The following is an 11,960-nucleotide window of genomic DNA, read 5'->3' as shown; positions in this document are numbered from 1 at the left end:
TTTTCGGCTTTCATCCCCTCCCTTATCTTCGAGCGAAGCGAGGAGATTAAACAAAATGCTTCGCATTTTGTAGCTCACCAACTTTGTTGGTGATTTTAAAAATCTTTGATTTTTAAGACGGAAGGGGACTTCTCGCCGAAACAAGTTAAATCCTCTTCCTCCGAATATTATATATATACCACCAATCAACAAAGTTTTTCAAAGGATTCCACATATATAATAGTTCAAAGTGTGGTATATATCCATAAGTATATCTAATATCAGCACCCGCAGATATATTCCTTATCAAAATCAAATAATATTTCCTTATCTTTTCCATCGGTTATTATCAATTGCTTATTTTCTATAACTTCGCCACATACTTCGGCAGTTATATTTACGTATTCTAAAACTTCTTTTAACCTATCAACTTTATCCTCCGGTGCAGTGAATACAAACCCGCATCCAGGGTATAGTTTTAACCATTGGATTATTGAAACACTTTCATTTCTTGGAATTTTTGCAATATCAATACATGCTCCTTTTTTCGAAACCTCCAAAAGCATACCGAGTGTTCCCAGAGCTCCGGGGTTGCTTATATCTTTACAGGCAGTGGCAAGTTTTTCTTCACCAACTATTTCAAGGGCTTTTAATTGGTCCCTAACAAGTTTTTTTGATTTCATCGTTGTAGTGTCCCAGTTCAAATTAAATTTTTCATGTATTTTTCCATCTAAATCATAGGCGAAAACTATTTTATCTCCAATTTGCGCAGTATCACTTCTTAATACATTATTCTTTTTAACTATTCCTGTAATTGAAACATCGAGAACATTACAGGTAGCATCTGGGTGGGTATGTCCTCCAACCATGGGAACTCCAAATTTATCTACACCGTCTTTTATACCTCTTAAAACTTCTCTTCCAATATCACAATCTTTTATTCCAATAATGTTTGTCATAGCTATTGGTTTACCACCCATTGCTGCTATGTCGTTTGCATTTACTAAAACAGAGCAGTATCCTGCCCACCATGGGTCAGATTCCAATAGCTTTCCCCAAATGCCATCCGCAGCCAATAGTATGGCATTCTCGCCATCTATGCCAATTATTGCAGCATCATCTCCAAAATCGGAAATAATATTAAAATAATAATCGCTATCTTCAAATTTAAAATTATTTATAACATTTTTTATTTCCTTTTTTCTTAAAACTCCTTCGAAATTTTTTAATTCATATACTATCTCTTTTAAATCCATAAAATCCCCTATTTTATTTTAAATTATAAAAAATGATCATTTCGTATTACATATGTTGAATAAAAAAAATAATATAAAATAATATAAATTAGTTATTGAATATTTATATCTTATTATATTTTTATTTTATTATTTTTTATATTTTTGATAGGATTCTTTTAAAAGTTCAATAACTGGGAGTTTTTTTCCGGCTAAAAACTCTATACAGGCTCCGCCCCCTGTGCTTATATGATTTATTTTATCTGAAACACCTACAACACCTGCGGCAGCTGACAAATGACCTCCACCTATGACGGTAAATGCATATGTCTTTGCCATACTTTTTAATAACTCTTCTGTTCCTTTTAAGAAGTTTTTATTCTCAAAAACACCTGCTGGACCATTTGCAACTATTGTTTTTGCATTAGATATAATTTCATCATATAATTTTATGGTTTCGCTTCCTATATCATGTATTGGATGAGTAATTTCTTCATTAAGGTTTAATTTTACCTCTTTTCTAGTTCCATTAACATTTAGTGCTACATCTATCGGTATTACTATCTTATTGCCGTGTTTATTCAACAATTCCTTTGCAATTTCTACCTGATTTAAATAGCCCATGTCTTCTATTAATTTTTTATTTGGTCCTATGTTGTAGCCTTTGGCAATTAAAAAGATATTTGCCACAATTCCTGTGGTTAATACCTTATCTGCGAAATTGTTGTTTAAAACATTTTTAATAACATCTATACTATCGTCAACTTTTGCCCCCCCCAATACAAAAATAGATGGTCTTTCAGGATTTTGTATAACCTTGCTGAGTATTTTTATTTCCTTCTCCATAATTCTTCCAGCAATTGCAGGCATGTAATATGCAAGACCTACCAATGATGGCTGAGCCCGGTGTGCCGCTGCAAATGCATCATTTATAAAATAGTCAAATAGAATATAAATTTTTTTTAACATTATGGTTTTTGCCTGTTTTTTTGGGGTGATACCTTCCCATTTTTTCCAGTCGTTTAATACTTCCTCAGAATAAAATCTAACATTTTCAAGTAATAATATATCTCCATTACTCATCCTCTTTATTGAATTTATTGCATGGGAGCCAAACATATCATCGATATATTCAACTTCCATTCCCAATACCTCAGATAATTTTACAGCGTGAGACTGCAATGTTGTGAAGTCCTTTTTTCCAGGCCTACTCTGATGTGCCAATATTACAACCTTGGCTCCCTTATTGGAGAGCTCCTTTATTGTATCGACACATGCCTTAATCCTCGTATCATCCAATATAATTCCATTATTTACATCTATTGGGCTGTTTATATCTACTCTCAATGCAACAGTTTTTCCATTAAAATCAAAGTCATCAATAGTCAATAACATTATATCCCTCCAAATGCTAAAATAATAAAATAATCATAAGTATTTATTATCCAATTTAGATTTTATCATGATTTTATATTTTTTATGTATATATAATTTACACATAAATTATTTATGATTAATTATTACATCACATTATAAAACACTAAAATCTTTTAGATTTTGTAGATGACGGAATTAAAATATAATAGTATATAATATTATAATATTATAAACGCAATTTAAAACTTTTTTTTAATTTTTATTATTTTATAGTACATGGTGATATTATGAAAGGAGAATTTTTAGCCTTAATTGTGGCTACACTGTGGGGAATTACGCCCCTAATTGAAAAAAAGGCACTTAATTATATTGACCCATTAACGGCTGTTTTTATCATAATATGTATGAATTTTTTAATAATATCCTCAGTTTTCATCATATTTGGCAAAATTAACATGGCTGATTTATCATCTATTCCAATAAAACCCATTATTTATTTGGCAATGGTTTCAATACTTGCAGGTATTGTTGCACAATATCTATTTTATAGGGCTCTTGAAACATCATCTCCTTCAAAAGTTGTAATAATTACAAGCATGTATCCACTGATTACCCTACTTGCTACAAGCATAATTTCAAAGGAATTTCCATCTATTAAAATGGTATGTGGTGCTTTTTTAGTATTTATGGGCATTTTCTTGGTTATGGATTAAAATTATATATAATATTATTGGATATTTTGACTTATATGTAATATATAACTTATAAATTAAAATAAAAAAGTTTTAAATATAAATATTATAAAATATATAATTTCAAAGAAAAATATTTAATATATATAAAAAATTATAAGTTCATAAATAAAAATTATTTATGATTAGGAGGAAGGCATATGTTAAAAAAAATAAAAAAAGCTATTTTTGGAAATGACGAACCCCCTGTCCAGGTCCCTGTTCAAGATGATGAATATATAATAATTGGTGAAGAACCTTCAGCTTATGAGATAAAAGAGGATAAAGAAATCCCGCTCCCAGAACCTAAGGCTGAGCCTAAAATAGAATTGGAAAAACCAGAGGATAAGACCAACATTGAAAAACCCAAACCTGAGGTAAAAATAATTACCAAAAAAATCATGCCAAAAATACTAACAACTAGAATAAAATCTCCCGAGGATTTTAAAAATCTAAAAACAATTATAGAACATGATGTAATTATAATAAATCTTGAAGATGTGCCAGTTGAAGCCATTGAAAAAGAGTTCTTAGATTTTAAGAAATATTTAGAAACATTAAACTATAAATTAGGAAAAGTTGATGAGAATGTAATTCTTGCAATTAAATCTGGAATAAATATTGACAAATATACTTCAAATATAGCTGAATAATTGGTGGTAAAAATTAAAATAGCAATAACTGGAACTCCCGGAGTTGGAAAATCCACAGTATCTAAACTATTGGTTAAAAAATTGAATGAATCAGATAATGCTGAAAGATGGGGATGTCAAAATTTTGAATATATAAATATAACCGATGCCGTAAAAGAAAATAAATTATACAGCGAAAAAGATGAAGAAATGGATTCTTATGTGGTGGATTTCCAAAAACTTAATGACTATGTAAATAATATAATTAAATCCAAATCCAAAAATCTCATAGTTGATGGACATATAAGTCATTTACTCAAAGTGGATTATATCGTAGTATTAAGATGCAATCCTGAGATAATATTAAATAGGCTAAAAGAGCGAAATTATCATAAAAACAAAATTAAGGAAAATGTGGAAGCGGAAATATTAGATGTTTGTCTTGTAGAGACTCTGGAAAATTCCGACAATGTGTATGTATATGAGCTCGACACCACAAACAGGACTGTGGAATCCATAGTAGATGAGATAATTGATGCCATAACTCACAAAAAAACCAAATATGGAATAGTTAATTGGTTAGATGATTATTTTTACATGATGGATTAACAATATAAATATGAATAATCTTTAAATACATATATATATTTTTAATCTATTTTTATAGGTAATATTATTTTTTAATTATCTTATTTTTACAAAAATTTAAAGTGATTGGTATGGATAAAACAAAAAACAGCAACAAATATATTCCAGAGGAAATTTACAATATTTTGAGAAAACAGCACTATCAAATAAAAGACCACAGTGCTGTTAAATTGTGTGGATGGGTGAGAAAATCACTTCTTGAAAACAAAAACTGCTATAAATCAAAGTTTTACGGGATAGCAACACATAGATGTATTCAATGTACACCGTCAGTAATTTGGTGTCAGCAAAATTGTATATTCTGTTGGAGGGTTCTTCCATCTGATTTAAATAAATGCGATAACAATAACATCAATAACCAAAATATTGGCTATAAATTGCCAAAATGGAAAGAACCTGAGGAAGTAATGAACGATATTTTTGAAATGCATAGAACCATTATAATGGGATATAAAGGTATACTGGATAGAATAGGAGAAAAAAAATTTAATGAAGCCATAAATCCAAAGCATGTTGCTATATCCCTATCAGGAGAGCCAACAGTTTATCCATATTTGAAGGAATTAATTGAGTTATTTCATAAAAAAGGTTTATCAACATTCGTTGTATCAAATGGGATTTTGACCGATGTAATAGCAGAAATAAACCCAACACAGTTGTATGTTTCACTTGATGCCTATGATTTGGACAGCTATAAAAAAATATGCGGCGGAAAGGAAGCTCAATGGGAAAAAATATTAAATACCCTTGATATACTTGAATCCAAAAAAAGAACCTGTTTAAGAACAACACTCATAAGAAACTACAACGATGATATAGAAAAGTTTATTCCACTCTATGAAAGGGCAAATACAAACTTTATAGAATTAAAATCTTATATGAACGTAGGATATTCGAGAAAAAGATTGAATCTTGATGATATGCTTAAACATGATGAAATAATTGATATAAGTAAAACTCTTGAAGAAAACAGCTTCTACAAACTTGAAGATGATTCATTTGACAGCAGAGTATCTCTTCTTGTAAATGAAAATAGAAAAATAAATCCAAAAATTAAATTTGACTATTAAATTATTTTTATTAAATTATTTATTATTGTGATAATATGCTTATAATACTTATAGGGCTTCCATCGGTGGGAAAAAGCACATTCTCAAAGAGATTATCAAAGGAACTTTATAAAAAAGGAATGGATAATATAATTTTGGGAACTGATTTAATAAGGGAGAGCTTTCCAGCATGGAAGGAAGAATATGAGGATTTTATAAAAAATTCGACATACTACTTAATAGACAATGCATTGAAAAATTATGCTGTAATTGTAGATGATACAAACTATTACAATTCAAAACGGCGGGATTTAATAAACATTGCGAAAAAGAACCGTAAAAATCATATTATTATTTATTTAAAAGCTCCTCTTGAATTTCTATTAAAAAGAAACATCGAAAGAGGGGCAAAAATACCAAATGAAGTAATAATAAATATGTTTAATAAGTTCGATGAACCAGGAAATAAATACAACTGGGATAAACCCGATATTATTGTAGATACTGCAAAAGATATTGATTATAATAAAATAATAACTAAAATAATAAATAAAAGCAAAAAACCATTTAAAGAAATGGAAGAAGTAAAAAAGGAAATATCTAAAAAAGAAACTATATTAAACGAAATTGATAAAATTACTCGAACAATTATGGGTGAATATATAAGAAATAACAAACCCAATAAAGATGATATTAAAAAAATATCGGAGCTCCGAAAAAATTATTTAAAAGAAGTCAAAAATAAAATCAACACGGATGATGATGATTACAACATAAAAAATATCAAAGAGGAATTTAAAGAATTATTGAATAATTCATAATTTAAACATCTTATGAAACCTTGTAATCCGTAAAATTCCTTCGGAATTTTAAGACTATAAAGTCTCTACGAGACTTTATAATCTGCAATAATCACTTCGTGATTATTGACTTACAAAGTCTCTACGAGACTTTATAATATCCAAATTTTGGAGAGTATATTTCAGCACTCTTTTTTAATTTTTCAAGTAAGTCCTCAACTTCTTTTTCCGATATGTTGTATTCTGATGCCTTTTCAATAATATTCTCCTCAGAAGCTAATCCATTATCTGATAATGCAGATAATTCCCTTATTATATCCATTATTTTATCCATTTTATCAACTTTTGATTTAGGGAGCTGACCCATTGCTTTTCCTATGTCGTATTTTCCAGTTTCAGGGTCATAAGCAACCTGATTTAAACACTCTTCAATAATATTTATGGCAACTTTTGCATCCTTTTCTTCGACCTTTTTTGATAATCTTGCCTTTGCATGCATCTCTGAAATTCTTATAGCAGCTTCCAACTGTCTGGCAGTTACGGGTATTGGGTTGTCCCCTTCTCCCAACTTTCTCATATTTATATAATAGTTTTTTATCAATTTTTTTGCAGGTTTTGTTAAATAAGGATTTTTTAACTTTGTTTCATCAACCTCCCCCATAAACAACGAATGATTATCTTCAAAGTATGCACAGGTTCGGGAATAGATTATATAATTCTTTATTAGGTTTTCATCCACCTTTATGCCGTCTATCTCAATAGGACCTAATATTTTATAGTCCTTAACTGCTGTTTCTATGTGAGTGTTTAAAATATGTTCGGCTATTTCCTCATCTCTCTTCCTATCTGGGAGGTCTTTTAGTGGAAATATTAAATCAAATCTACTTAAAAGAGGGGATGGTATATTTATCTGCTCTATTACTCCCAAATTTGGGTCGAATCTTCCACGCTTTGGATTACATGCTGCAAGAACAGCACATTTTGCAGGAAGTTTTACATTAATACCTCCCTTATTTACATGAATGGTCTGGGACTCCATGGCTTCAAGGATAAACTTCATTACATTTTTATCCACAGTGAGCTCATCTATACATGCCGTTCCCTCATTTGCCCTAACAAAAACACCGGGCTTTACAACCCATCCATCCCCTATTTCTGTGCTTTCCCTTACAACATTTGCCGTAAGACCTCCACCTGTTGCAGTGGTAACGGATGCGTAGGCATTTTGAGGATATAATCTCGCTATCTTCCTGAGCATTGTAGATTTACCAATTCCAGGGTCTGTGATTAAAAGTATGTGGCTGTCCTTTCTTAATTGAGAACCGTCAGGAAGAAACTTTGTGCATCCCTTTATCTGCTGTAAAAATATTGCCTTCTTTACGAGCTCATATCCCTTGATTTGAGGTATAAGATACTGGGATAAAATATCCATTATATTTTTTTTCTTTCCCAACTCATTTAATGTTTCCATCAAATCGTAATTGTTTATAATATCCCTTACCTCTATTTTTTGGAAGCTCTCATTTAATTTTATCCTGTTGCTTTTAACATATATTTCAAAAACAGGCATATTTGGTTTTGTAAATTTTTTCATAACTGTTCCAACAACATCTACTCTTCCAGAGTATAACCCATCGGAGTTTTCAAGAAATACCCTAATACTTCTTGGTGGGTCGTCGGGATTTTTCATAAGGTCTATGGGTTGTTGAATTTCCAATTCCTGTATATTTATATAGGTGGAACTATTCAAATCAAGGGACATTTCAGCCCCACAGTTTTTATTGTTGCAAAACATCTTTGGAAAGGTAAAATAATCATGTATGGTTTTATACTGTATATTCCCGCAGTTCCTACATACAAAACATGCTTTTTTTAATAATGCACAAACTTTTGCCGCTTTTATTATATTTCCTTCAAATTTTACAAGTTTATTAATATCCGAGGAGTTTATCTCATCTATCTTTTTTTCGCATCCGAGGGGTCTTTTAAATGCTATTTGGATTTTTTCCAATTCCTTTTTTATTTTATTGTCATCCCCAAAGAGCTCCATATATGCTTCTTTAAATATATAAAAAATAGTTCCTTCAACCTTTGTAGGATTTTCTATGATTATATCGTTTATTTCGCAAATTTCGGGATAACTACTTAAAAAATCTTCTATATCAAACTCAAAAATATTATTTTCAATAAAATTTGATGAAAGATTTGTTTTTATATACTGCTTTATTTTATCGCCGTATGTGTTTAAAAAATGCTCTTCATCAAATTCCAAATAATCCAGTTCTTTATTCATAATATCCCTTAATTATGGGTTTTTGAATTCTAAATTTTTAAGTTTAAAAACGAGCTCCTTTAAATCTTCAATATTTTTAACCTTTATGTCTTTTTTTTGAGGGAATTTTAATATAACCTCATCAAATAAATTCATGTTCATAGGTTTTTTAATGAGGTAGTAATATCTCGATATGCAATTTATTCTCGCAGTTATGAGCTCACTTAGATAATTTAAACAGGCATTTATATTATTCATATCGTCGGTAATTAAATACCCTGATTTTTTTGATTTTAGAAATGCAATCCCAATAAGTATTTCTTCAAGTGGATATTTTATGAGCTCCTTTGATTTCTGCTGTTCCTTCTTTAATTCATAAAGGGATATTGCCAAATCTTGAAGGCTGTCCCACTGTAAATCAAAATCAACATTTCCGCTATCAATATCTTCCTTTTTAAGTTTCCACAGTGGAACTTCTTTATCATCAACTATTACCTCATATTCCAGACATTTTTGGAATAATACATCATAAACATCCATGTTTTCACTATTAAATTATTATTAATAAAATCACTGTATTTTGTAAATACTTATATGTAATATCATCATCAATCATTTAAAATCGTAAATATAAGAGGTAATATATTTATATTGTATGTTATATTTGCATTTATTATCCAAAAAACAGGTTTATTTCTCTTTCCGCACTCTCTTTTGAATCCGATGCATGTACTATATTGTCGGGTGTGGAATATGCAAAGTCTCCCCTTATAGTTCCAGCATCTGCTTCCAAAGGATTTGTTTTTCCAATCATTTTTCTAACAACAGAAATGGCATTTTCCCCTTCAATCACCATTGCCACAACCCTTCCCGATGTTATAAAATTTATAAGTCTTTCATAGTAATCCCTGCCTTTGTGTTCTTCATAATGTCTCTCTGCGAGCTCCCGCGAAATTGTTAGCATCTTCATATTTAATATATCAAACCCCTTATCTTCAAATCTCTGAATGATTCTACCCACAAGCTTTCTCCTAACTGCATCAGGTTTTAACATAACAAAAGTTTTTTCTTTCATAATATATCCCTTAAATATCCTTTTATCTAAATATTAAGGTAAAAATACATTATAAAATAATATATAAAGTATTATATTATAATAAGGTTTAAAGATAAATAAATAGTTAATGGTGAAATTGTGATATGTATAATAATGGGAAGTGAAAGCGATTTAAAAATTGCTGAAAAAGGGATAGATATTTTAAAAAAATTTGGTGTAGATTTCGAAGTAAGGGTGGCATCTGCTCATAGAACACCTGAACTCGTAGAGGATATTGTAAAAAACAGTAATGCAAGGGTATTTATAACAATTGCAGGACTTGCAGCACACCTTCCAGGTGTTGTGGCAGCATTAACAACAAAACCAGTAATTGCAGTTCCTGTTGAAAGCAAACTTGATGGAATAGATGCTCTTTTAAGCTGTGTTCAGATGCCTCCGGGAATACCTACTGCAACGGTTGGAATCGATAGAGGAGATAACGCGGCAATTTTAGCTGTTGAGATGCTTGCTATATCAGATGAAGAATTATCAAAAAAATTAAAGGAATTCAGAAAAAAACAGAAGGAAAAGGTTATGAAATCTGATGAAAAAGTTAAATATTTATTCTATTAAATATTATAATTTAATAAATAATTAGATTATTATTTAAATATTTAAATCCTAATTTTAATATTATAAAATAATATGGTGGAATTATGACTCAAATGACCGATGCCAAAAATAATATAATTACAAAAGAAATGGAATTTGTGGCAAAAGAGGAAAAAATAAATCCTGAAAAATTAAGAAAACTAATAGCAAAAGGATATGTTGTAATACCTAAAAATGCCCATAGAAACACGAAACCCATAGGAATTGGAGAGGGTCTAAGAACAAAGGTAAATGTGAATATTGGTACCTCTCCAGACTGCGTAGATATAGATATGGAAATAAGAAAAACAAAAATAGCAAATAAATACGGTGCAGATGCCATTATGGATTTAAGCACCGGTGGAGATTTGCCAAAAATAAGAAAGGCTATAATGCAAAATACCGATTTACCAATAGGGACTGTTCCTATATATGAGGTAGGTATAGAATCAAGAAAAAAATATGGTAGAGTAATAGATATGAATGAGGACATTATATTCAATGTAATAGAGAGGCAAGCAAAGGAAGGCGTAGATTTCATGACACTGCACTGCGGAATTACAAAAAACAGCGTCGAATCCTTAAAAAAGGATAAAAGAATTATGGGGGTTGTGAGTCGAGGAGGTGCCTTTTTAACGGCATATATTATGTATCATAATAAAGAAAACCCACTTTATGAACATTTTGATTATCTCCTTGAAATATTGAAGGAATATGATGTAACGCTAAGTTTAGGAGATGGAATGAGACCAGGGTGTTTGTGCGATAATACAGATAGACCCCAAATACATGAGCTCATAATACTTGGTGAGCTCGTAGATAGATGTAGGGAAGCAGGTGTTCAGGTGATGGTTGAAGGTCCTGGACATGTTCCGCTAAATAATGTGGAGACAAACATGAGAATCCAAAAATCACTGTGTAAAAATGCTCCATTTTATGTATTGGGACCTATTGTAACTGATTTAGCACCGGGATATGACCATATTACATCTGCCATAGGAGGAGCTCTGGCGGCATACAGCGGTGCAAATTTCCTATGCTATGTTACGCCAGCTGAACACCTTAGATTGATGAACGAAGAAGATGTAAAAGAAGGGCTCATAGCTTCAAAAATAGCAGCTCAGGCGGCTGATGTCGCAAAAGGAAATCCACTGGCATGGAAAATGGAAAAAGAAATGGCTATTGCAAGAAAGAATCACGACTGGGAAAAACAGTTTGAATTATCCATTGACAAAGAAAAACCTAAAAAAATGAGGGAAGAATTACCCTCTGCTGATGAAAAGGCATGCAGTGTCTGCGGTGAATTCTGTGCATTGTTAATGGTGGAAGAACTTGGAAAGCGATAATTTATTTTTTCGTATAATTCCATCGCTTTTTTTTTAAATCTTTTATTATAGTTTGCATCTGCACAGGATTTTTTTGCATACTAATAATTTATCAGTTACTTTAATCATGAGTATTTGCTGTGGTAAATTCTGCTCTCAAGGTATTCCTAACTTATCTACTGCTAAATGTAATTTAAAGCCTTTAAACATTCCTTCACTGTTAAA

Annotated in this window: 12 protein-coding genes; 7 read left to right on the top strand and 5 right to left on the bottom strand. The window is 30.7% G+C overall.

Annotated features, from left to right (window positions below):
• Positions 1-260: 260 nt before the first annotated feature.
• Positions 261-1,235 (bottom strand): methanogenesis marker 2 protein, encoded by a 975-nt coding sequence (locus tag F7B34_RS06325; RefSeq protein WP_292460989.1) that lies wholly within the window; start codon positions 1,233-1,235, stop codon positions 261-263.
• 129 nt (positions 1,236-1,364) lie between these two features.
• On the bottom strand, positions 1,365-2,609 hold the full coding sequence (locus F7B34_RS06320; protein WP_292460988.1) for a phosphoglycerate kinase: 1,245 nt from the start codon (positions 2,607-2,609) through the stop codon (positions 1,365-1,367).
• 269 nt (positions 2,610-2,878) lie between these two features.
• Between F7B34_RS06320 and F7B34_RS06315 the strand changes: the two genes are divergently transcribed.
• From F7B34_RS06315 to pstK, 5 genes are all read left to right on the top strand, one after another.
• A complete protein-coding gene (locus F7B34_RS06315; protein WP_292460987.1) occupies positions 2,879-3,304 on the top strand; it encodes an EamA family transporter in 426 nt (141 codons plus the stop codon).
• 179 nt (positions 3,305-3,483) lie between these two features.
• Positions 3,484-3,975: a hypothetical protein gene (locus F7B34_RS06310; protein ID WP_292460986.1), complete on the top strand. Its 492-nt coding sequence runs from the start codon at positions 3,484-3,486 to the stop codon at positions 3,973-3,975.
• A gap of 3 nt (positions 3,976-3,978) precedes the next feature.
• The gene (locus F7B34_RS06305) at positions 3,979-4,563 is read left to right on the top strand and encodes an adenylate kinase family protein (RefSeq protein WP_292460990.1); all 585 of its coding nucleotides are present in this window, start codon (positions 3,979-3,981) and stop codon (positions 4,561-4,563) included.
• Positions 4,564-4,673: 110 nt separating this feature from the next.
• Positions 4,674-5,672 carry a 4-demethylwyosine synthase TYW1 gene (twy1, locus tag F7B34_RS06300; RefSeq protein ID WP_292460985.1) on the top strand — a complete coding sequence of 333 codons (999 nt, stop codon included), beginning with the start codon at positions 4,674-4,676 and terminating at the stop codon, positions 5,670-5,672.
• Positions 5,673-5,707: 35 nt separating this feature from the next.
• The gene (gene pstK, locus F7B34_RS06295; RefSeq protein ID WP_292460984.1) at positions 5,708-6,472 is read left to right on the top strand and encodes an L-seryl-tRNA(Sec) kinase; all 765 of its coding nucleotides are present in this window, start codon (positions 5,708-5,710) and stop codon (positions 6,470-6,472) included.
• A gap of 121 nt (positions 6,473-6,593) precedes the next feature.
• Here pstK and F7B34_RS06290 read toward each other — a convergent pair whose 3' ends face one another.
• From F7B34_RS06290 to F7B34_RS06280, 3 genes are all read right to left on the bottom strand, one after another.
• A complete protein-coding gene (locus tag F7B34_RS06290) occupies positions 6,594-8,744 on the bottom strand; it encodes a minichromosome maintenance protein MCM (protein ID WP_292460983.1) in 2,151 nt (716 codons plus the stop codon).
• Between the two features lie 12 nt (positions 8,745-8,756).
• Positions 8,757-9,263: a hypothetical protein gene (locus F7B34_RS06285; protein ID WP_292460982.1), complete on the bottom strand. Its 507-nt coding sequence runs from the start codon at positions 9,261-9,263 to the stop codon at positions 8,757-8,759.
• A gap of 133 nt (positions 9,264-9,396) precedes the next feature.
• Entirely contained in the window at positions 9,397-9,798 is a 402-nt protein-coding gene (locus F7B34_RS06280; protein ID WP_292460981.1) for a nucleoside-diphosphate kinase, read from the bottom strand.
• A 120-nt stretch (positions 9,799-9,918) separates the two neighbouring features.
• Here F7B34_RS06280 and purE point away from each other — a divergent pair, with 120 nt between their 5' ends.
• Together purE and thiC are read left to right on the top strand one after the other, a co-directional pair.
• Complete coding sequence (gene purE, locus F7B34_RS06275) at positions 9,919-10,392, top strand: 5-(carboxyamino)imidazole ribonucleotide mutase (protein WP_292460980.1); 474 nt, start codon at positions 9,919-9,921, stop codon at positions 10,390-10,392.
• An 83-nt stretch (positions 10,393-10,475) separates the two neighbouring features.
• The gene (thiC, locus tag F7B34_RS06270) at positions 10,476-11,756 is read left to right on the top strand and encodes a phosphomethylpyrimidine synthase (RefSeq protein WP_292460979.1); all 1,281 of its coding nucleotides are present in this window, start codon (positions 10,476-10,478) and stop codon (positions 11,754-11,756) included.
• Positions 11,757-11,960 lie beyond the last annotated feature (204 nt).

The sequence above is a fragment of the Methanothermococcus sp. genome (assembly GCF_015523155.1).
Lineage (GTDB): Archaea > AGJL01 > Methanococci > Methanococcales > Methanococcaceae > Methanofervidicoccus.
Note: the sequence above shows the minus strand (reverse complement) of the source record. Positions and strands in the feature narration are given on the sequence as shown.